20 protein-coding genes are annotated in these 22,474 nt (G+C 58.3%); 14 read left to right on the top strand and 6 right to left on the bottom strand.

Annotated elements, in window-relative coordinates:
- Positions 1-145: 145 nt before the first annotated feature.
- Together ttrS and ttrR are read left to right on the top strand one after the other, a co-directional pair.
- Positions 146-1,903: a tetrathionate respiration histidine kinase TtrS gene (gene ttrS / locus ACSOSI_RS05150; protein ID WP_476706653.1), complete on the top strand. Its 1,758-nt coding sequence runs from the start codon at positions 146-148 to the stop codon at positions 1,901-1,903.
- Positions 1,878-2,498: a tetrathionate respiration response regulator TtrR gene (gene ttrR / locus ACSOSI_RS05145; RefSeq protein ID WP_476706652.1), complete on the top strand. Its 621-nt coding sequence runs from the start codon at positions 1,878-1,880 to the stop codon at positions 2,496-2,498. The genes ttrS and ttrR overlap by 26 nt, the downstream gene beginning before the upstream one ends.
- Before the next feature lie 60 nt (positions 2,499-2,558).
- Here the strand turns inward: ttrR and secF are convergent, their stop codons facing one another.
- The 5 genes from secF to queA all read right to left on the bottom strand — a co-directional run bounded on the left by secF (position 2,559) and on the right by queA (position 8,044).
- A complete protein-coding gene (secF, locus tag ACSOSI_RS05140) occupies positions 2,559-3,527 on the bottom strand; it encodes a protein translocase subunit SecF (RefSeq protein WP_012005505.1) in 969 nt (322 codons plus the stop codon).
- Between the two features lie 10 nt (positions 3,528-3,537).
- Complete coding sequence (secD, locus tag ACSOSI_RS05135) at positions 3,538-5,385, bottom strand: protein translocase subunit SecD (RefSeq protein ID WP_026142232.1); 1,848 nt, start codon at positions 5,383-5,385, stop codon at positions 3,538-3,540.
- A gap of 25 nt (positions 5,386-5,410) precedes the next feature.
- Positions 5,411-5,743 (bottom strand): preprotein translocase subunit YajC, encoded by a 333-nt coding sequence (yajC, locus tag ACSOSI_RS05130; protein WP_012005503.1) that lies wholly within the window; start codon positions 5,741-5,743, stop codon positions 5,411-5,413.
- Positions 5,744-5,776: 33 nt separating this feature from the next.
- Positions 5,777-6,901 (bottom strand): tRNA guanosine(34) transglycosylase Tgt, encoded by a 1,125-nt coding sequence (gene tgt / locus ACSOSI_RS05125; protein ID WP_012005502.1) that lies wholly within the window; start codon positions 6,899-6,901, stop codon positions 5,777-5,779.
- A gap of 72 nt (positions 6,902-6,973) precedes the next feature.
- Complete coding sequence (gene queA, locus ACSOSI_RS05120; protein ID WP_012005501.1) at positions 6,974-8,044, bottom strand: tRNA preQ1(34) S-adenosylmethionine ribosyltransferase-isomerase QueA; 1,071 nt, start codon at positions 8,042-8,044, stop codon at positions 6,974-6,976.
- A gap of 120 nt (positions 8,045-8,164) precedes the next feature.
- On the opposite strand from queA, the gene ACSOSI_RS05115 reads away from it, so the two are divergent.
- From ACSOSI_RS05115 to ACSOSI_RS05070, 10 genes are all read left to right on the top strand, one after another.
- The gene (locus ACSOSI_RS05115) at positions 8,165-8,746 is read left to right on the top strand and encodes an ACP phosphodiesterase (RefSeq protein WP_476706651.1); all 582 of its coding nucleotides are present in this window, start codon (positions 8,165-8,167) and stop codon (positions 8,744-8,746) included.
- A gap of 229 nt (positions 8,747-8,975) precedes the next feature.
- Positions 8,976-9,578, top strand: coding sequence for a peroxiredoxin C (locus ACSOSI_RS05110; protein WP_020825459.1), 603 nt, complete (start codon positions 8,976-8,978; stop codon positions 9,576-9,578).
- 230 nt (positions 9,579-9,808) lie between these two features.
- The gene (gene ggt, locus ACSOSI_RS05105; protein WP_476706650.1) at positions 9,809-11,572 is read left to right on the top strand and encodes a gamma-glutamyltransferase; all 1,764 of its coding nucleotides are present in this window, start codon (positions 9,809-9,811) and stop codon (positions 11,570-11,572) included.
- Between the two features lie 114 nt (positions 11,573-11,686).
- Entirely contained in the window at positions 11,687-12,280 is a 594-nt protein-coding gene (locus ACSOSI_RS05100; protein ID WP_476706410.1) for a tyrosine-type DNA invertase, read from the top strand.
- 418 nt (positions 12,281-12,698) lie between these two features.
- Positions 12,699-13,247: a fimbrial protein gene (locus ACSOSI_RS05095; RefSeq protein WP_476706409.1), complete on the top strand. Its 549-nt coding sequence runs from the start codon at positions 12,699-12,701 to the stop codon at positions 13,245-13,247.
- Between the two features lie 54 nt (positions 13,248-13,301).
- Positions 13,302-14,006 (top strand): fimbrial biogenesis chaperone, encoded by a 705-nt coding sequence (locus tag ACSOSI_RS05090; protein WP_476706408.1) that lies wholly within the window; start codon positions 13,302-13,304, stop codon positions 14,004-14,006.
- A 32-nt stretch (positions 14,007-14,038) separates the two neighbouring features.
- Positions 14,039-16,552, top strand: coding sequence for a fimbria/pilus outer membrane usher protein (locus ACSOSI_RS05085; RefSeq protein ID WP_476707250.1), 2,514 nt, complete (start codon positions 14,039-14,041; stop codon positions 16,550-16,552).
- A complete protein-coding gene (locus ACSOSI_RS05080) occupies positions 16,543-17,583 on the top strand; it encodes a fimbrial protein (protein ID WP_476706649.1) in 1,041 nt (346 codons plus the stop codon). The genes ACSOSI_RS05085 and ACSOSI_RS05080 overlap by 10 nt, the downstream gene beginning before the upstream one ends.
- A 14-nt stretch (positions 17,584-17,597) precedes the next feature.
- Positions 17,598-18,122 (top strand): fimbrial protein, encoded by a 525-nt coding sequence (locus ACSOSI_RS05075; protein ID WP_476706648.1) that lies wholly within the window; start codon positions 17,598-17,600, stop codon positions 18,120-18,122.
- 27 nt (positions 18,123-18,149) lie between these two features.
- Positions 18,150-18,641 (top strand): helix-turn-helix domain-containing protein, encoded by a 492-nt coding sequence (locus tag ACSOSI_RS05070; RefSeq protein WP_476706647.1) that lies wholly within the window; start codon positions 18,150-18,152, stop codon positions 18,639-18,641.
- 16 nt (positions 18,642-18,657) lie between these two features.
- Here ACSOSI_RS05070 and malZ read toward each other — a convergent pair whose 3' ends face one another.
- Complete coding sequence (gene malZ, locus ACSOSI_RS05065; protein ID WP_476706646.1) at positions 18,658-20,481, bottom strand: maltodextrin glucosidase; 1,824 nt, start codon at positions 20,479-20,481, stop codon at positions 18,658-18,660.
- A 249-nt stretch (positions 20,482-20,730) separates the two neighbouring features.
- On the opposite strand from malZ, the gene ACSOSI_RS05060 reads away from it, so the two are divergent.
- Complete coding sequence (locus ACSOSI_RS05060; RefSeq protein ID WP_012005489.1) at positions 20,731-21,996, top strand: mechanosensitive ion channel family protein; 1,266 nt, start codon at positions 20,731-20,733, stop codon at positions 21,994-21,996.
- Between the two features lie 131 nt (positions 21,997-22,127).
- Positions 22,128-22,391 (top strand): hypothetical protein, encoded by a 264-nt coding sequence (locus ACSOSI_RS05055; protein WP_261131041.1) that lies wholly within the window; start codon positions 22,128-22,130, stop codon positions 22,389-22,391.
- The last annotated feature ends 83 nt before the right edge of the window (positions 22,392-22,474 follow it).

Below are 22,474 nucleotides of genomic sequence, written 5' to 3'. Positions count from 1 at the left end.
CCCAATAAGTATCCGCCGGGGAACTGATACAAAGGAGTGTAAAAACAGCGACCGACCGCCAATATTGTGGTTTACCACATTCCCCACGGCGGCTTGATCCAGGACAATTCAACCCGGTGATGCGGATCATAAAAGTGGAGAAGAGGTGAAAAGAGCAGCGCTAATCTTGTTGCTGGGGGGTTGGTTAAACGTTGCCTGGGCGGGACAATGGACCATCGCGGTGCTGGCGCTGCGCGGCGACGCTCATGCACTGGCCCAGTGGCAACCCTTGGTCGATCACCTTAATCGCCAGTTTCCCGGCGATCACTTCCAACTGTCGCCGCTAAGCCTGACCGGTATGGATGAGGCGGTCCGTAATGAACGCGTGGACTTTTTGCTCACCAACCCGGCGCAATATGTCCAGTTGGATAACCGCTACCCGCTGCGCTGGCTGGTTTCGCTGCGTTCTTCCCAACAGCCGCAGCAGGCCTCAGGCAACGTGGTCGGCAGCGTCATACTGGTGCGCCACGACAGCCCAACCACTACGGCCAATCAGCTAACCGGTAAAAAGGTCGGTGCCGTCGCCGCGGACGCTTTTGGCGGCTACCTGCTGGGATATAAAGAACTGCTTGGCGCGGGCCTTGACCCGGAGAAAGACTTGCAACTGCATTTCAGCGGTTACCCGGCGGATGCCCTGCTTTATCAGCTGCGCGATCGGGCGCTGGATGCGGTGATTGTGCCGGTTTGCCTGCTGGAAAAAATGCAGGCAGAAGGGTTGCTGCAGGCCAGTGATTACCGCGCCCTGTTGGCAAAACACAGTGGCCAGCCCTGCCTGACCAGCACCGAGCTGTATCCCAACTGGTCATTTGCCGCCCTGAACCACGTCCCGGATCGGCTGGCAGATGAGTTAACCCGCCAGTTACTGCAGATGAACGCTCCCGGCCTGCCGGTTTGGGGCGCCCCGGCGTCATCCCGCCAGGTTAATCAGCTACTGCGAGATTTGAATATCCACCCAAGCCAACGCTCACTCTGGCAGGAGGTGACCCTTTGGGCACAGCAACACCTGCTGTTGCTCGGTGGCATCTTCGGGGGGATGCTGTTGCTCGGCGCTAACCACCTGTGGATCGGCCATCTGGTGCGCCGTCGCGGACGCCAACTCGAACAGATGCATCAGACGCTGCGCGCCAGAGAAACCGCGCTGGCTCAGGCACAACGTCTCAGCACTCTGGGCGAAATGGCGTCCGGCTTTGCTCATGAGCTTAACCAGCCGCTGGCGGCGATCCGGCACTATGCGGAGGGCTGCCGTATTCGTCTTGAGCGCAGCGATCGACAGCACGAACTGCTGCCAATCCTCGAACAAATTGGCCAGCAGGCGCAGCGTGGTGCGGAAAGCATTGTCAATTTGCGACGCTGGGCCAGCAAAACGCCGCACCATGAAAGCGCACGCCCCCTGCTGTTGCGTCCGCTGGTGGAACACCTGATTAAACTGATGCAAATAGAACAACAGTATCCGCTGTGCCGCATAACCCTGGCCATCCCGGCTCAAAGCCAGTTGTATAGCCAGACGACGTTGTTGGAGCAAGTGCTCACTAATTTGCTGAGTAACAGCCTGCAAGCAGGTGCCCAACAAATCACTCTGCGGCTGGAAGTCGACCAACATCAGCAACGGTTGATCGTTGAGGACGACGGCGGCGGCCTGAACGCCGAGCAGCTGACGCTGCCGTTCGTCCCGTTTCGCAGCAGCAAACCGGAAGGCCTCGGTTTGGGGCTGGTGATCTGCCAGCGGTTGCTGAAGCACCAGGGCGGCGATCTGACACTGGAAAACTATTTTTCCGCTTCTCAACAGCAAGGGTTGCGCGTGACCCTATACTTCCCCGTGATCCAACAGGAAACCTGCCATGGCGTTAATACATCTGGTCGATGACGATTTAGCCGTTACCGACGCCTGCCGCTTTTTACTCGAGGGGCTGAACTATCGGGTGCAGATCTGGCACGACAGCCAAAAGTTCGTCGACCAGGTCAGTCTTTATCAATGCGGTGTGGTGATGCTGGATATTCGGATGCCGGGCATGGACGGGCAACAGGTTCATCAACAACTGCGTCGGCAGGAAAGTACCCTGGCGGTGGTGATCGTCACCGGTCACGGTGATATTGCCATGGCCGTGACGGAGATGAAGCTGGGGGCCGTGGATTTCCTGCAAAAACCGATTGCCGCCGCGCCGCTGATCGAAGCGCTGGATCGCGGGATCGCCCATTCTCAAAACCGGTTGGAACGCTATCAGCTACAGCAGCGTTTCAGTGCGCTGACGCCGCGTGAGCGTGAAATAGCCCGCGCCGTGGCTGCGGGAATGACCAATAAACTGATCGCCGATCGTCACTTTATCGCGGTGCGTACCGTTGAAGTGCATCGGGCCAGAGTGATGGAAAAAATGCAGGCCGCCAGCCTGGCGGAGCTGATGAATTCACTCAATCAACTGACGTTAACCGAACCCTCAGAGAGCGGAGTCAGCCGCCTGTAGGCAAAAAAAATGCCGGTCGGAATAAGCCGACCGGCATGATATTTTCAACTCACGGGCAAATCACGGCATAATCGAAGGCTGATCTGCGCCCTCTTTTTCCACTTTCTGCTGCAGCATGTGCTCGCGTTTCATACCCAGTTTCAACGCCAGCGCGGACGCCACGTAGATAGAGGATATGGTACCGATAGACACACCAATCAGCATAGCCAGAGAGAAGCCGTGCAGCATCGCGCCGCCGAAGATGTACAGCATCAGAACCACCATCAGGGTGGTACCGGAAGTCATCAAGGTACGGCTCAGCGTCTGGGTCAACGACACGTTCATGATTTCGTAAGGCGTCCCGCGACGGATCTTGCGGAAGTTCTCACGAATACGGTCGGAAACCACGATGCTGTCGTTCAACGAGTAACCGATAACCGACATCAATGATGCGACGATAGTCAGGTCAATCTCGATATGGAACAACGACAGCACGCCCAGAGTGATGACCACGTCGTGCGCCAACGCGATAACCGCCCCCAGCGCCAGGCGCCATTCGAAGCGGAAACCGACGTAAATCAGAATACAGATCAGCGCCACCAGCAGCGCCATGCCGCCGTTTTGCGCCAGTTCGGTGCCCACACTCGGGCCGACGAACTCAATCCTCTTCACCGTGGCGTTTTTATCGACCGAGTCGTTAATCACGCTGATGACTTTGTTACCCAGTTCCTGACCTGCGGTGCCGATCGCCGGTGGCATACGCACCATCACGTCACGGCTGCTGCCAAAGTTCTGAATAATCGGGTCCTGGAACCCGGCTTTTTCCAGCGTATCGCGCATCAGATCGAGGTTGGCCGGTTGTTCCAGGCTGATTTCAATGACGGTACCGCCAGTGAAGTCCAGACCCCAGTTAAAACCACGCACCGACATAATGGCGATTGACGCGATCAGCAGCAACAGCGAGATGCCGAAGGCCACGTAATCCCAGCGCATAAAGTCATAGACTTTACGGCCGTAGTTGAGTTGTTCAACAGTATAATCCTGTGCCACAACGCACTCCTCAGATAGACAGCTTGTTAATGCGTTTGCCGCCGTAAAGCAGGTTGACGATGGCACGGGTACCGACAATCGCGGTGAACATGGACGTCGCCACACCGATTGCGGTGGTAATCGCAAAGCCTTTAATCGAACCGGTGCCCACTGCGTACAGAATAATCGCGGTGATCAGGGTAGTGATGTTGGCATCAACGATACTGGAGAACGCGCCTTTATAGCCTTCATGGATCGCCTGCTGAACGGAACGTCCGTTTTTCAGCTCTTCCTTGATACGTTCATTGATCAGTACGTTGGCGTCGACCGCCACCGCCAGCGTCAGCACGATACCGGCAATACCCGGCATGGTCAGCGTCGCCCCCGGCAACAGGGACATCACGCCGACAATCAGCACCAGGTTGGCGACCAGCGCCGTGGTAGCGATCATGCCGAACTTACGGTACCAAACCACCATAAACACGATGGATGCCACCAGGCCCCACAAGCAGGCTTCCAGACCTTGGGTGATGTTCTGTTGCCCCAGGGTCGGACCGATTGTCCGCTCTTCCACGATCTGGATAGGCGCAATCAGCGCACCGGCGCGCAGCAGCAGCGAGAGCTGACGTGCTTCGTTCGGGTTGCCGATACCGGTAATACGGAAGCTGTTGCCCAGACGCGACTGAATGTTCGCCACGTTGATCACTTCTTCCTGTTTCACCAGGACTGCACGGCCGTTGGCGTCTTTCTTGCCGCTGTCCTTGTACTCCACAAACAGGGTCGCCATCGGCTTGCCGATATTGTCCTTGGTGAAGTTGGACATCGCGGTACCGCCGGCACTGTCCAGCGAGATATTAACCTGCGGCTGGTTGTATTCGTCGGTGCTGGAGGTGGAGTCGGTAATGTGGTCACCGGTCAGGATCACGCGCTTGTACAGCACAACCGGCTGGCCTTCGCGGGTGTCTTTTACCTCGGAGTCACCCGGCACACGGCCGTTGGCTGCCGCAGTGGTATCCGCATTGGTGTTAACCAGACGGAATTCCAGCGTCGCGGTAGCGCCCAGGATCTCTTTGGCACGTGCGGTATCCTGAATACCCGGCAGTTCGACCACGATGCGGTCAGAACCCTGACGTTGTACCAGCGGTTCGGCAACGCCGAGCTGGTTAACACGGTTACGCAGGATAGTGATGTTCTGCTGCACCGCATACTCACGCGCTTCGCTCAGGCGGGCATCCGTCAGGTTGGCTTTCAGGGTGTTGGTGCCGTTGGCAGAGAACACCATGTCACGTTGGCGTGGGCCAAGGTAGCTGATGGCCTGATCGCGGGCAGCATCGTCACGGAAACGCACTTCCACGCCGTTGTTGTCCAGCTTGCGGATAGACGCATAAGGAATGCCCTTTTCACGCAGCTCGCTGCGCAGGGTGTCCATGGTCTGTTCCTGCAGTTTGCTCAGCGCAGTGTCCATGTCCACTTCCATCAGGAAGTGCACGCCACCGCGCAGGTCCAGACCGAGTTTCATCGGTTCGGCGCCCAGCATGGCCAACCAGGCCGGCGTGGCCGGGGCCAGGTTCAGCGCCACCACGAACTTGTCGCCCAGCTCAGCCATTAAGGCTTCACGCGCGCGCAGCTGAATATCAGGATTGCTAAAGCGAGCCAGGATGGCGCCATTTTCCAGCGCAATCGACTTGCTCGCGATCTTGTCTTTTTCTAATACGGTACGGACTTGGTCCAGCGTAGTTTCACTGGCGGCGACACCGCGCGCGCCAGTGATCTGTACAGCCGGATCCTCACCATAGAGGTTGGGAAGCGCATAAAGCAGACCGATGATGATCACTACGATCAGCATCAGATACTTCCACAAAGGATAACGGTTTAGCACGGCAATTCCCTTCGGGAAAACAAAATTACAGGGCCTTCATGGTACCTTTCGGCAGAACGGCCGCCACGAAGTCACGCTTGATCATCACTTCCGTGGTGTCGTTCAGCGCAATAGCGATGATGCCGGTGTCAGCCACTTTGGTCACGCGACCAATCAGGCCACCGGTGGTCAGCACTTCATCACCCTTGCCGATCGAGTCCATCAGTTTCTTGTGCTCTTTAGCTCGTTTCTGCTGTGGACGCAGGATCATGAAATAGAAAATCAGGCCAAAAACCACCAGCATAATGATCAGAGAGTACGGGCTTCCCTGAGACGGAGCTCCTGCGGATGCGACGGCGTCAGAAATGAAAAAGCTCATTGAAATTCCCTCATTAAGTTATCAATTATTAATTCAAGCGTTTAAAGGTGGAACCGGTTTACCGATCCGACCGTAGAAATCCGCAACAAACAGCTCTAATTTACCCTGTTCAATGGCCTCGCGTAAACCCGCCATCAGGCGTTGGTAGTGACGCAGGTTATGAATGGTGTTCAATCGGGCACCGAGTATTTCGTTGCAACGATCGAGATGATGCAAGTAGGCGCGGCTGTAATTGCGACACGTGTAGCAATCACAGTCTTTATCCAGCGGAGAAGTATCATCCTTGTGCTTGGCATTACGGATTTTTACCACACCGTCAGTCACGAACAGATGGCCGTTACGGGCATTACGCGTTGGCATCACGCAGTCGAACATATCGATACCGCGACGCACGCCTTCAACCAGATCTTCCGGTTTGCCAACGCCCATCAGGTAACGTGGCTTATCTTCCGGAATTTGCGGGCAAACATGTTCAAGAATGCGATGCATATCCTCTTTTGGCTCACCTACTGCCAAGCCGCCCACAGCGTAACCATCAAAACCGATATCCACCAGCCCTTTTACTGATACATCACGTAAATCTTCGTAAACACCGCCCTGAATAATGCCGAATAAAGCGTTCTTGTTATTCAGTTCGTCAAAACGCTGACGGCTGCGCTGCGCCCAGCGCAGAGACATTTCCATCGAGCTTTTGGCGTAGTCCCAGTCTGCCGGGTACGGCGTGCACTCGTCGAAGATCATCACGATGTCAGACCCCAGGTCATACTGGATTTCCATCGATTTTTCCGGGCTGAGGAACACTTTATCGCCGTTAATCGGGTTACGGAAATGAACGCCTTCCTCTTTAATCTTGCGCATCGCGCCCAGACTGAACACCTGGAAGCCGCCGGAATCGGTGAGGATCGGGCCATGCCACTGCATGAAATCATGCAGATCGCCATGCAGCTTCATGATCTCCTGCCCTGGACGCAGCCACAGGTGGAAGGTGTTGCCCAGCAGGATCTGCGCACCGGTCTCTTTCACTTCTTCCGGCGTCATGCCCTTTACCGTGCCGTAGGTGCCGACCGGCATAAAGGCTGGGGTTTCCACCACGCCACGTTCAAAAATCAGGCGGCCACGGCGGGCGCGGCCATCGGTTGTGTCTAATTCGTACTTCACAAAGCCTCCAGCATCAGAGAAACAGTCTGATGTCGTTAAAACAGGGTTGCGCCAGATGCGCAGCCCAGGAAATCAGGCGCCGACGGACTCTTGCTCCGCCTGCGGGTTACGGCTGATGAACATCGCATCGCCATAGCTAAAGAAACGGTACTGCTCGGCCACCGCCTGCTGATAGGCATGCATGGTGTTTTTATAACCGGCAAAGGCGGAAACCAGCATAATCAGCGTCGACTCCGGCAGGTGGAAATTGGTCACCAGTGCGTCAACCACCTGATAGTGGTAACCCGGGAAGATAAAGATGCTGGTGTCGTCGAAGAACGGCGCAATCAATGCCTCTTTGCTGGCGTTGGCGGCGCTCTCCAGAGAACGCACCGAGGTGGTGCCGACAGCCACCACGCGCTTGCCGCGCGCTTTGCAGGCCAATACGGCGTCAACCACCTCTTGCGGCACCTCTGCGTATTCGGCATGCATGACGTGCTCTTCGATGGTTTCCACCCGCACCGGCTGGAAGGTGCCCGCGCCCACGTGCAGGGTGACAAACGCCATCTCGATGCCCTTCTCGCGCAGCGCAGCCAACAGCGGCTCGTCGAAATGCAGCCCGGCGGTTGGTGCAGCGACAGCACCAGGTTTTTCGCTGTAGACCGTCTGATAAAGTTCGCGGTCGGCGTCTTCGTCCGGACGATCGATATACGGCGGCAGCGGCATATGGCCAACGGCATTAAGGATAGTAAAGACGTCGCGTTCATCGTTGAAGCGCAGTTCGAACAGCGTATCGTGGCGCGCGACCATCGTCGCGGCGATGCTTTCGTCGTCGCCCAGCAGCAGGTCGGTGCCCGGTTTCGGGGCCTTCGAGGCGCGAACGTGCGCCAATACCCGATGGTCGTCCAGCACGCGCTCGACCAACACTTCAATCTTGCCGCCGCTGACCTTGCGGCCAAACATGCGCGCCGGGATCACCCGGGTATTGTTGAACACCAGCAGATCGCCGGCTTCCAGGTTATCCAGCAGATCGGTGAATACGCCATGCTTAAGCTCCCCGCTCGGCCCGTCCAACTGCAGCAAACGGCAACCGCTGCGTTCAGGCTGGGGATAGTGGGCAATCAGGGACTCGGGAAGTTCAAACGAAAAATCGGCGACGCGCATGGCTATTCACTTCTTCAATATAGGACTGGTTGGTAAAAAACAGGCGGCCTAGTCTAAAGCTGCGGGCGGTCAGCGGCAAGAAATAAGGAGGATTTGCATGACTTCAGGTATAGTTGCCGGATGAATTATCTCGCTCATCTCCATTTAGCCTCACTGGCGGAAAGCTCGTTGCTGGGCAATCTGTTGGCCGACTTCGTGCGCGGCAACCCTGCCGGCGAGTACGATCCCGCCGTGGTGGCCGGCATTATGATGCACCGTCGCGTCGATGTACTGACCGACAACCTACCGCAGGTAAGAGCCTGCCGCGCCTATTTCTCGGAAGAACACCGACGCGTGGCCCCCATTACCCTCGACGTGGTGTGGGATCACTTCCTGGCACGCCACTGGCAACAGCTGGAACCCTCCCTCAGCCTGCCGGGTTTTACCCAGCAAGCCCAGAGCCAAATCCTGCCGCATTTGCCGCTGACGCCGCCACGCTTTCAGAATCTGAACGGCTATATATGGCCGGAACGCTGGCTGGAGCGCTACGCCGAACTGCCGTTTATCGGTAACGTGCTGGCAGGCATGGCCAGCCGTCGTCCGCGTCTGGCCGCATTGGCCAGCTCCTTCGCCGACGTGGAGCGCAACTATCATCAGCTTGAAACACAATTCTGGCAGTTTTACCCACAGATGATGCAGCAGGCCAAAGACAAGCAGCTGTAAGGTCAAGCCAAAGCCTTTGAAAATGCGATGCTTTACAAGAAATTGCTTTTTAAGCCTTGCCCTTTTATGGGAAAAGGTTATTTTTAAAACCTGCTAAATTTAATCACCGACTTTGATAGGTGAAAGCTATCTCATTGATTGGTCTTTTACCCTTTATTCACCAAGTCGTAGCCCCTATACTGGCCTTTGCTTTTACATCAACCCCTTAACACCTATTACAGGAGTAATTATGGTCCTGGTAACTCGTCAAGCCCCTGACTTCACTGCAGCTGCCGTACTTGGCAATGGCGAAATCGTAGAAAACTTCAACTTCAAGAAGCACCTGAACGGCAAACCAGCCGTCCTGTTCTTCTGGCCGATGGACTTCACCTTCGTATGTCCTTCTGAGCTGATCGCTTTCGATCACCGCTATGAAGAATTCCAGAAGCGTGGCGTTGAAGTGGTTGGCGTTTCATTCGACTCAGAATTTGTCCACAACGCATGGCGTAAAACCCCTGTCGAGAATGGCGGCATCGGGGAAGTGAAATACGCAATGGTTGCTGACATTAAGCGTGAAATTCAGAAAGCTTATGGCATCGAGCACCCAGAAGCAGGCGTTGCCCTGCGTGGTTCTTTCCTGATCGACAAAGACGGTGTGGTTCGCGCTCAGGTTGTTAACGACCTGCCAATCGGCCGTAACATCGACGAAATGATCCGTACCGTTGACGCGCTGCAATTCCACGAGCAACACGGCGAAGTGTGCCCGGCTCAGTGGGAAAAAGGCAAAGCAGGTATGGGCGCATCTCCGGACGGCGTAGCTAAATACCTGTCTGAGAACGCTTCCAAGCTGTAATTTCAGCCTGCAAGTGTATCAACCGGCCCTCGTGGCCGGTTTTTTTTGCCCTTTTTTAGGGCGCATCGCCCCCATTGTGTGCTTCATTTGCTTGTTTCCGCTCACATTTCCCCGGCTATTTTCCGCACAATCCCTTAACTCTGGCTAGTATCAATAACGCTGGCCCGCTCTTTGCACGGCAGGAGGGGCAAGCCAAACACAATAAGAAAACTGACAGGGTAGGAATAACTATGTTTTTACAAAAATGGAGCAAGCCGCTGACCATGGCGGCGCTGCTGGTCAGCAGCAGCCTGTATGCCGCCTCCAATCCGGCGGTCGAAGCCAAAAACGGCATGGTGGTGACATCGCAACATCTGGCCTCGCAGGTCGGCGTGGATATCCTGAAACTGGGCGGCAATGCGATTGATGCGGCCGTCGCCGTGGGTTATGCGCAGGCGGTGGTCAACCCGTGCTGCGGTAATATCGGCGGCGGCGGCTTTATGACGGTGCACCTGGCCGATGGCACCGACACCTTTATCAACTTCCGCGAAACCGCGCCGGCAGCGGCCAGCGCCAACATGTATCTGGATGCCGCCGGCAACGTGAAGAAAGGCGCCAGTCTGTACGGCTATCTGGCCGCAGGCGTGCCGGGCACCGTGCTGGGCATGGAAACCGCACGCAAGAAATACGGCAAACTGAGCCGCGAGCAGGTGATGGAGCCGGCAATCAAACTGGCACGCGAGGGCTTTGTGCTGACCCGCGCCGATACCGATATCCTCGATACCACCATCGCACGCTTTAAACAGGATCCGGAATCTGCCCGAATCTTCCTGCGCCCGGACGGCACGCCGTTGCAACCGGGCGATCGCTTGGTGCAGAGCGACCTGGCCAATACGCTGGCGGCCATCGCCAAAGAAGGCCCCGACGCCTTCTATAAAGGCAAAATACCCCAGGCGGTAGAGGCGGCAGCCAAACAGGGCGGCGGCATTCTGACGGCGGCCGATTTCGCCAATTACCAAGTCACCGAAACCCCGCCGATTACCTGCAGCTATCGCGGTTATAAGTTTGTTTCGGCTCCCCCGCCAAGCTCTGGCGGCGTGACGCTGTGCGAAATCCTCAACGTGGTTGAAGGCTACGATCTCAAGAGCATGGGCTTTAATTCGGCGGCGGCCATCCATACCATGACCGAAGCGATGCGCCACGCCTATATGGACCGTAACACCTACCTGGGCGACCCGGAGTTCATCAAGAACCCGATCGACAGGCTGGTCAGCAAGAGCTATGCCGAAGAGATCCGCAAGAAAATCGTCGCGGACAAGGCCACGCCGTCAGAGAACGTGCAGCCGGGCATGGAACCCCACGAGAAGCCGGAAACCACCCACTACTCGATTGTCGATCATCAGGGTAACGCCGTCTCCACCACCTATACCGTCAACGGTCGCTTTGGTGCCGTGGTGATCGCCCCGGGCACCGGCTTCTTCCTCAACGATGAGATGGACGATTTCACCGTCAAAGTCGGCGAGAAAAATCTTTATGGGCTGGTGCAGGGAACCGCCAACAGCATAGCCCCCGGTAAGCGCCCACTATCGTCGATGAGCCCGACGCTGGTGACCAAGGACAATAAAATCTTTATGGTTCTCGGTTCACCCGGCGGATCGCGCATCATCACCATCACTCTGCAAACCGCCTTAAACGTGATCGACCACGGTATGGCGCCGCAGGAGGCCGTCGATGCGCCGCGTATCCACCATCAGTGGTTACCGGATGAGGTTTACTACGAACAGCGCGGAGTTTCTGCCGATACGCTGAAAATCCTCAGCGGTATGGGCTACAAGATGGTTGAGCAAACGCCATGGGGCGCCGCCGAACTGATTCTGGTCGGCCTGCCAGGCGCCGCAGGCGTCAGCCCGGCCAACTCCGGCAATGACTCCGCAGTTTCCGGCAGAGTGCGCGAAGGCTACCTGTACGGCGCCAATGACGTTCGTCGCCCGGCCGGCTCCGCCGTAGGTTATTGATGATCCCTGCGTTGGCCCGGTATTGCGTGCCAACGTTAGGCTATACTCCCCCCACTCTGTCTGTGACAGACACCGGTCGGCACCCGCCGGCCGTTTCTTTTCGAGGAGAATACCGTGATCAAATCACAACAGCACCGCAAGCACCTCACCCGGGGTGAAGTCGGGCGTCTGCTGCTGCAAGCCGCCGCCGGCCGGGCGCCCGAGCGTGACACCTGCCTGATCTGGATGGGTTTCATTCATGGCTGTCGCGTCAGCGAACTCACCGGCTTGCGCCTCGCCGACCTCGATATGGACGACGGTTGCCTTTACATCAGCCGCCTCAAAAACGGCCTGTCCACCACCCACCCGCTGGAAACCACCGAGAAACACCTGTTGCAGCGCTGGCTGGAAAAACGCCAATTCTGCCGCAACCTGGACGACCAGGACTGGCTGTTTCTGTCACAAAAGGGCTATCGCCTGTCGCGCCAGCGTATCTTTCGTATGCTGCGTGAGTATGGCCGGCGGGCCGGGCTGGAGGTCGAGGCGCACCCGCACATGCTGCGTCATGCCTGTGGCTATGCGCTGGCGGATAACGGCGCGGATACGCGGGTGATTCAGGATTATCTGGGGCATCGCAACATTCAACACACGGTGTTGTACACCGCCGCCAATGCCGGGAGATTCAGGTACTTATGGGAGGAAAAAAGCCAAAAAAATGTAACACTTTGAGCCAAACTGACACATAAACTAAGAATTACCCGAAAAGAAGTCAATACCGCCGCCGTATTTTTTTCATCCCCAGAATAAACATCACATTATCAGTAAGATATATCCCACTCCGTTAAGGCGTTCCTTTCCGGATAAAAACCCGGTTTCGCCCAGCGCCCTGCGTGATTTTTACCCACCCCGTTCATTGACCACCATTCACCCAGATAAACACATAATTAAAACACCGTCCCTGGTGTTATCTCCTGACATCTTCTCTGTTTACCCTGACTTTTAGAACAATATGTAAAAAGTAACACTTTGGCTCAAAATGTTACCTTTTTTCCAACGGGCAACGCACCGAGACAGACCAAAAGGAACAACCTTTTCAAAGGGTTAATGGATTTTTATGTGTGGAACACATGTTGAAAGGAATTTATCAATGAAAAAGACACTGCTCGCCACTGCACTGCTCGCCACCACCGCGCTGTCCCTGTCTTCTGCCCTGGCCGCAGACGGTACCGTCAACTTCACCGGCTCCATCAGCGCCACCGCCTGTAAGGTCGATATGGGCGGCTCCACCACCCTGGCCGTCCCGATGGGGAAAATCAGCACCACCTCCTTCAGCGGTGCCGGCACCACCAGTGCCGCCTCCAAATTCAGCCTGCAACTGAAAACCTGCCCGACGGCCACCACGGCAACCGTGAAATTCGACGGTATCGCCGCCGGCGGTGACGACAAGATACTGGCCCTGACCGGCGGTGCCGGTGCCGCCACCGGCGTCGGCATCCAGCTCTCCGACAAGAGCGGTGCAGTACTGCCGCTGGCCACCAACTCGACCAGCTATACCCTGGCGCTGGGCGATGCCACCGACACCACCAAAGACGTCACCAACAACCTGGACTTCACCGCCCGCTACATTGCCACGGCCGCGACCGTGGGCGCCGGGACGGCCAACTCTACCGCCAGCTTCACCATCAACTACAACTGATACCACTCTGGGGCGGCAGCTGCTGCTGCCCCTTTTCCTGCCGGAGACAATGCCATGACCTATCGGCTCACTGCACGCTATCGCCGTGTTCTGATGACCGCCGCGCTGATGGCCGGCGTGTTGACGACCAGCTTGCCGACGCAGGCCGGCGTGGTGGTCGGCGCCACCCGCCTGGTCTACGAGGGCGACAAAAAAGAGAGTTCCCTGACCGTCAGCAACCCGGACGCCTCGCCTTACCTTATCCAGTCCTGGGTCGAAACCGCCCGGACCGACGAGAACAAGGCCCCCTTCATCCTGACCCCGCCGCTGTTTCGCCTCGACGGAGGGCAGCAAAACGTCCTGCGCGTGGTTCGGGTCGGCGGCGCGTTGCCCGAAGACCGGGAAACGCTGTACTGGCTGAATGTCAAAGCCATTCCCTCGGCCGTGCGCCAGGACAACACGCTGCAAATCGCCATCAAGACGCGCATCAAACTGATTTTCCGCCCGAAGGCCCTGAGCGGCCGCCAGCCGGAGAGCGTCGGCGGTCAACTGACCTGGCGCCGGGTGGCGGGCAAGCTGGAGGTCAGCAACCCCACGCCGTTTTACATGAACTTTCAGGGTATCAAGGTCAATGGCCAGCCGGTGAAAGACGCCACCTACGTGGCCCCGTTCAGCCGCGCGACCCTGACCCTGCCGGGCAACGGACGTGAGGTCAGTTGGCGGTTGCTGAACGATTTCGGCGGCGCGGGGCAATGGCTGAATGGCACCGTGGCCGGTTAACCGGTTACGGCGACGCAAGCAAGGAGCATGCGATGCAGCAACAACGGACGACAGGAATAAAACCGCTGAGGATGATGATACTGACCGCACTGGCGTTGTCGCCGGCGGTACAGGCGCGGGACTATTTCAACCCGGCCCTGCTGGAGCAGGGCGACGCCCGCCAAAGCCAGACCGACCTGTCGGTGTTTGAAGACGCCGGCGGACAGCCCCCCGGCACCTATCGGGTGGATATCCTGCTCAACGAACGCCTGACCGAGACCCGCATGGTCACCTTCAGCGCCGGGCCAGGCGGCCTGCAACCCTGCCTGAGCGTGGCCGACCTGGCCGGCTGGGGGGTACGGACCGCCCTGTTCCCGGCCCTCGGCAACGCAGACAGCCATTGCGCCACTCTGACGGCCATTCCCCAGGCGTCGGCGCAGCTGCGTTTCAGTCAGCAGCAGCTGTTGCTGAGCATTCCCCAGGCGGCCATGACGCCGCAACCGCGCGGCTATGTGCCGTCGTCACAATGGGACGAGGGTATCCCGGCGCTGATACTCAATTACAGCCTGACCGGCGCGGACACCACCGCCCGCGGCAGCGGTCAGGGCGGCGACAGCAACAGCCAGTTCGCCAACCTGCGCCCCGGCCTGAACGCCGGTCCGTGGCGCTTGCGCAACTACACCACCTGGAGCCGCAGCAGCGACGGCCAGGATAAATGGGACACGGTGTACACCTACGCGCAGCGCAACCTGATTGGCCTGCAAAGCCAGTTGACCCTGGGCGACAGCAATGCCCCGGCCGAGGTGTTTGACGCCGTGCCCTTTCGCGGCGTGCAGTTGGCCTCGGATGACGAGATGCTGCCCGACAGCCTGCGCGGTTACGCCCCGGTGGTACGCGGTATCGCCCGCACCAATGCCCAGGTGGTGGTGCGCCAGAACGGCTATGAAATCTACCGCACCTTTGTGGCCCCCGGCGCCTTCGTGATTAACGACATGTACCCCACCGGCGGCAGCGGCGACCTGCAGGTCACCATCAAGGAAGCCGACGGCAGCGAACAACAGTTGGTGGTGCCTTTCGCCTCCCTGCCGGTGTTGCAACGGGAAGGCCGGCTCAAATACAGCCTGACCGGCGGCCAGTACCGCAGCTATGACCGCAGCGTCGATAAAAGCGCCCTGGTGCAGGGCACCGCCATTTACGGCCTGCCGTGGAACACCACCCTGTACGGCGGCGTGCAGGCGGCGCAACACTATCAGTCGGCGGCGCTGGGGCTGGGCAACAACCTCGGTGAGTGGGGCGCGTTCTCCGTGGACATGACGCAGTCACGCAGCCAGCCGAAAGACCAGGACAGCGCCACCGGCCAGTCATGGCGGGTACGCTACAGCAAGAATCTGGTGCAGACCGGCACCAACTTCGCCATCGCCGGTTACCGTTACTCCACCGCGGGGTTCTATTCGCTGGCAGAAGTGCTGGACGGCTGGCGCAGCAATGCCAGCCCACTCTGGCAGAACGAGCGGCGGCGCAACCGGGCCGAGCTGAGCATGAACCAGCAACTGGGGCCGCAGGCGGGCAGCCTGTCGCTGAGCGCGGTACGGGAAGACTACTGGAACAGCGAGCGCAGCCTGGCGTCACTGGGGCTGGGCTACAGCAACAGCTGGCGCGGCATCAGTTACGGCGTCAACTGGAACTACAACCGCAACACCCAGGGTGCCACCCGCAGCAACGACCAGCAGATAGCGCTGAACCTCAACGTGCCGCTGAACCTGTGGGACAACAACAGCGCCTGGGTCAACTACGGCCTCAACAGCACCAGGGGCGGCGCGACCAGCCACAACCTGGGGCTGAGCGGCGTGGCACTACGTGACAACAGCCTGAGCTGGGGCGTGCAGCAGACCTACGGCAGCCGGGGCCAGGGCTATGGCGGCAACAGCAATCTGGACTACCGCGGTACCTACGGCGAAGTAAGTGCCGGTTACGGCTACGACAAAGACAACCGGTGGCTGAACTACGGGCTGCAGGGCAGCGTGGTGGCGCACCAGAACGGCATCACGCTGGGCCAGCCGCTGGGGGAAACCGCCGCGCTGGTGGCAGCCCCGGGCGCGCCGGGGGTGAGCGTGAGCAACCAGACCGGAGTGCGCACCGACTACCGCGGCTACGCGTTGGTGCCTTACCTGACGCCGTACCGCAACGGCAACGTGGCGCTGAACCCGGAAACGCTGCCGACGGACGCGGAGATTGAACAGAACAGCCAGCGGGTCACCCCAACGCGCGGCGCGCTGGTCCGCGCCACCTTTACAGCCAAGGTGGGCGCGCGGGTGCTGATGACCTTAACCCAGGCCGATGGCCGCCCGGTGCCCTTTGGTGCCACGGTGAGCACGGCCGACCAAAACGCGGCGCAGGGCAGCATCGTCGGCGACGGCGGCCAGGTGTACCTGAGCGGCCTGGCCGACAGCGGCAGCCTGCGGGTGAAATGGGGCAACGGCAGCGGCGGCGCCTGCCGGGTTAATTACCGGCTGCCCACAGCGCCACAGCCGGGTGGTGTTATCCAGATGAAGGGAATATGTCAATGAACGCAAAGATGACGAAACTCAATACCATCAATAAAAGAAGCCCGATCACTGTTCGGAAAATCGCCCCCCTATGCACGCTGCTCGCCTTAGTCCTGTGGGGAAATAGCCATGCGCGTGCCGATTGTTATTTTGAGAGTGGATATACAACATTACCCATGCGTCTGTCATTACCGGCCAGTCTGGTAATACAGCGTGACACCCCCGTGGGAACGGTGTTATGGACTAGTGGGCAAAGTACTCCGGCAGGTACGACGCTTGTTCGTTGTTCAGGTTATTCTGCCGCATATACAGAAGCGACGCAGTACCTTACTGCACAAACCTTGGTTCCCGGGTATACCGATGTTTACCAGACCACGGTTCCGGGCATAGGGTTCCGGGTGCGAAATCAGGGCACTTATTCTCTGTGGAATGCTGTCCCCACATCAAACAATTACGTTGTTACCATTGTGGCTTATTGGACTTATAACGAAAGCAAATACATTTTCTTTAAAATGGAGCTGATTTACATCGGCGGCACTGCCAGCGGCCAACTGTCGTTTGCTTCCCCATTGGCATCCTTAACCACGGGATCTGTCACCGCGGGACAGCTGTATGTTGACGGCAGCACGGCAGTCACCAAGGTCGCCTGCTCCCTCACCAACACCACCATCAGCGTTCCCTTGGGTGATGTCTCCGCCACCCAATTCACCGGCATCACCACCACCGCCGGCGATAAAACCTTCAATCTGGGCCTGAGCTGCGACAAGGACGCCAATATCAACGTCGCGCTGGCCGGAAGCCAAAACGCGGACACCGCCGACACCAGCGTGCTGGCGCTGACCAACGCCGGGCAGAGCGGCACCGCCAAAGGCGTCGGGGTGCAACTGCTGTATGGCGGCGTGCCGCTGAAACTCAACAACAGTATCCTGCTGAAAACCTCCGCCGGCGGTCAGGAAACCCTGCCGTTCAGCACGCGCTATTACCAGACCCAAACCGCCATCGGCGCCGGGCTGGCCAACAGCAGTGCCACCCTGAATATCACCTACCAGTAAACCGGGAGAAGCGCATGACCCTTTTCAAGCCCCTGATGGCGGCCGGGCTGGCGTTGCTGCTGCCCGGTACCACTCTGGCCGACAGCGCCAGCATCAACGTGACCGGGCGGATACTCTCTTCCGCCTGCCAGCCGGAGGTCAATCCGCTGAACGTGTCGCTCGGCACCCTGTCGCAAAGCGCCCTGGCGGGCAAGGGCAGCACCGCCTCCGCCACCCGCTTTACCCTGCGGCTGAAAAACTGCCCGGCGGAAATCAGCCAGGTACAGGTGCGGTTTGACGGCAGCGCCGTCAGCGGTGACACCGGCGTATTGGCGCTGACGGCGGGCAGCGGCGTTGCCGGCGGCGTCGGCATTCAATTGCAGGATGCCAATGCCGCCGTGCTGCGGTTTGGGCAGCCCTCGGCGGCCATGGCGATCCAGGGCGGTGCCGGCAGTGTTTCATCACTGGCCTTCACCGCCCGTTATATCGCCATCAGCGACACCGTGACCGCCGGCAGCGCCAATGCCAGTGCCACCTTCACCATTTTGTACAGCAATTAACGCAGTCATTGCCTGCAGGAGATGCCCATGCCGTTAACCGATATCGCTCCAAGGTCCCCCGTATTGTTGCCCCCGCATCTGGCAGAGAAATTAACGCCGAACGAACGCCTGGTGCTGCAGGCCCTGCTCAACGGGCAGGACCTGACTACCATTGCCCAACGGCGTAACCGCAATATCCGCACCGTCAGCAACCACAAGCAACGGGCGATGGAAAAACTGGGCCTGAACAACAACGTCATGCTGTACGCGCTGGCCGCCCTGCTGAGTCCGCCCTTGCCGCAGGCCTCCCCTCAGCAAATGCAGTCGCTCTCTCCACGGGAGCATAGGGTGCTGGCGGGCCTGCTGCAGGGTAAAACGGTGGGAGCGATTGCCCGCGAGCAGCATAAAAGCATCAAAACCATCAGCCTGCAAAAGCAGCGGCTGATGGAAAAACTGAGGTTATGCAGTGCGGTAGACTTGTTCAGGTCGGCGCCCGGACAGGCGCAGACGCTGCTGGCCAACTGGGGCCAGGTTTTTTAAGGGGAACCTGGCCAGATTAGGCTGTTAGCCGCCACAGACTTACCGACTCTTTGCCCAGTTGCAGCGAGATCGCGTCTGGCGTGTCATTTAACTCGCCGTCCCCTTCCAGCCGTTGCCATTGGCCTGCGGCCAGCAACGGGCCGTGTGGCAGGGTCACGCTGCCGCTGCCGTCACGCTGTAACGCCACCAACACCTGTTCCTGTTGGTAAATACGCACAAATACCAGCGTCTCAGCGGCGGCGTGCAGCACCTGACAACCGCCGCGGCGCAGCGCCAGGCTCTGTTTGCGCAGCGCCGCCATGCGCTGGTACAGGGCCAACAGGTTCTGATCCCACTGGCTTTCATCCCACGGAAAAGGCTTGCGGCAGAACGGGTCGTTGGCCCCATCCAGACCAATCTCGTCGCCATAATATAGGCAGGGTACGCCGATCCAGCTCATCAACCACACCGCCGCCATCCGCATCCGCGCCTGATTGCCCTGTAATAGCGTCAGAAAACGTGCAGTGTCATGGCTGTCGAGCTGGTTGAACTGAATCAACTGACGGCCATGCGGCAGCCCGGCCCGATAACCGTCCATCCACTGGGCGCAGTCCGCCGCATCCATCTGCACCGGATGGTGCGCCACGTCCAGTCCGGCGAGGAACCCCCGCACCGGCAGGGCAAAGCCCATGTAATTCATTGCCGCATCTTCCACGCCGGCATGCAGCCAGCGACGCGCGTCGCCAAAATGCTCGCCCAGCACGTAGGCCTGCGGGTTTTCCTGTTTAACCGCCTGATAAATGCCCGCCAGATGCTGCAAATTGCCGGTAGCGCCCCCGTTCTCACCCAGCATGTGCACCACATCCAGCCGCCAACCGTCGATGTTGTACGGCGGCCGCAACCAATGGCGCACCACACTGGCGTCACCGCGATAAATCGCTTCCGCTACCTGCGGTTCAGCGAAGTTAAGCTTCGGCAGGCTGGCATTCCCTTTCCAGTCGAGCGCGCGGCCATCGGGGTAGAAATTGAACCAGCCACGGTAAGGTGAATCGGGGTGATGGCAAGCGCCGTTATCCCCTTGCTGGTGGCGGTCAAACCACGGATGCGAATCGCCGGTATGGTTAAACACCCCGTCCAGCACCAGTTTCATCCCCACCTTGTGAGTACTCACTCGCAAACGCTGCAGGGCGGCGTTGCCGCCGAGATAGGGATCGACCCGGTAATAATCTTCGGTATCGTATTTATGTACGCTGGGCGCAGTGAAAATCGGATTCAGATACAGCGCCGTCACGCCCAGCTGCTGTAGATAAGGCAGTTTTTGGCTGATGCCATCCAGATCGCCACCGTAGAAGGTGGACGCAGCATGCCGGTCTTCCAGCGGATGGTGCCAATCGCGGCGCACCACATCACAACCGGCCGCATGATGACGATAGCTGCCGCTCTGAATGCCGTGTTCCCCCCCGCTACTGGAGAAGCGATCGGGGAAAATTTGATAGAAAACCTGATCCGCCACCCAGGCCGGGCTGCGGTCGGGCACGTCGACAGCAAACTGCGCCAGTTGTCCCGGCGGCGTCAGCGACCAACCCTGGGGGCCGAACCATTGCTGACTGGCGGCCCAAACCAGCTTGAAGCAGTAACGGCGGGTCGGCTCACCCTCATTGAGCGTCAAACTGGCCTGATAGCGATGCAGCCCGTCAATATGCTGCACTTTCATCGTCAGCAACCATTCTTCATTATCCGGCTCGGCGCGTAAAAACACCCGTTCAGGTACATCATCACCCTGTAACCACAGCGTGATATCAAGACGTTGCCCCTTCTTCACCACAAAGGGCGGGACCGGTTGATGCCAGGCGTTAAGCATGACTTTCCTCCTGCTGTACAAAACGAAATCGACGACGTTATTCAATGCCACGAACAATGCCACGTTGAGTGCCAGTCCCCCTCCTCTTTGGCCGGTAAACTCGGGGAGGAGCCGGGGGGTGGAGATAGTCGGTCAGCGGCAAGCCTATGTAAAAAAGGGTAAAAAGACGCACATTGTGGCCCGCAGCCATTAGGCTAACGTGTTTTGAGTCTATTGGATGTTTTTTGCACATTTTTTAAAGGAGCGGCAATGCAACAACAGATAACCCTGTGGCTGGAGAAGTTCGGGCTGGAATTTAGCGGGGTGATGTCTCTGCTGATGGTGCTGGGGCTGATCGTCCTGATTTCGGTGGTGATCCATCTGGTGCTGCACCGCGTAGTGCTGAGGGCAATCCAGCGCCGTGGCCAGCAATCGCAACGCGTATGGCAACAGGCAATCACCCAATACAAGCTGTTCCAGCGTATGGCGTTGTTATTGCAGGGGGTGATCATTAATCTGCAGGCGGTGCTGTGGCTGCACGCCGGTGGTCAGACGCAGGCGGTTATCGTCACTGCTGCTCAGGTGTGGATCATGGGCTTCGCCCTGCTGTCGCTGTTTTCCCTGTTGGATACGCTGTTGGCGATGCTGCGCCAAAGCCCGATTTCGAACCAGTTGCCGTTGCGCGGTATTTTCCAGGGCCTGAAGCTGGTAGCCGCCATCCTGATTGGCATCATGATCGTCTCCTTGCTGATGGGTAAGTCACCCTTGCTGCTGCTCAGCGGACTGGGGGCGATGACCGCGGTGCTGATGTTGGTGTTCAAAGACCCGATCCTCGGTTTGGTGGCCGGCATTCAGCTTTCCGCCAACGATATGCTTAGCATCGGCGACTGGCTGGAGATGCCGAAATACGGCGCAGACGGTGCGGTCACCGACATCGGCCTGACCACGGTAAAAGTGCGCAACTGGGATAACACCGTCACCACCATCCCGACTTACGCGCTGATCTCCGACTCTTTTAAAAACTGGCGATCCATGTCGGAATCCGGCGGGCGTCGCATCAAGCGCAGCATCAATATCGACACCACCAGCGTGCATTTCTTGTCGGATGAAGAACAGCAGAGGCTGAACCGCAACCCGCTGCTGCAACGCTATCTGAACGATAAAACGCAGGAGTTAAGCCAACATAATCAGCAGATTGCCGTAGATCTCAGTTCCCCCCTCAACGGTCGCCGCCTGACCAACCTTGGCACGCTGCGCGCTTATCTGGTGGCGTACCTGCGCGCCCACCCGAATATTCATCAGAATATGACGCTGATGGTGCGCCAATTAGCGCCAACGCCGGAGGGCCTGCCGCTGGAGATTTACGCCTTCACCAACACCACGGTCTGGGCGGAATACGAAAGCATTCAATCGGATATCTTCGACCATATTCTGGCGGTGATTAACGAATTCGACCTGCGTGTCCATCAAACGCCAACCGGCAACGATATGCGCAGCATGCTGAGCCAGATGCGCCAGGCGCCCGACCTTTCCTGACGCAGGTTGACGTAACTGTTTCTGCCGGTAATGACTCTCAACCCAGGGACAACGGATGTCTCGGTCCGCTTCTCTTTCGGCATAAAAACCGCGTTAATGCGTTGATTATCGCCCGCAGAAGGAAAAGAGGATTGCTGAAATCATTACGCCACCGGCTGTTTACCCTGCTGGCCACGCTGCTGTTTATTGGCTGTCTGCACAGCGCTTCGCTGGACGAAAGCCGTATGAGTCGGACCTTGCAGCCGGCGCTGAGCGCCCTGAGCAGCAATATGCAGGATATCCGTGAGATGCTGGCGCGCGCAGCAGGAGAAGGGAAGGAAGAACGTCTGAACGACAGCAGCCTGCGCATCGAAGCTCGCTCCTCCGGGGACGATGAGCCAGAGGAAAAACGTTAAAAAACACTGGCGCATGGCCGTAATGCCGGTTAGTTAAGCAAAATTATGAATAAGAATGTATGACATTGTTTAAGTGGGCGTCC

It is taken from the genome of Serratia sp. AR11 (assembly GCF_056376275.1).
Note: the sequence above shows the minus strand (reverse complement) of the source record. Positions and strands in the feature narration are given on the sequence as shown.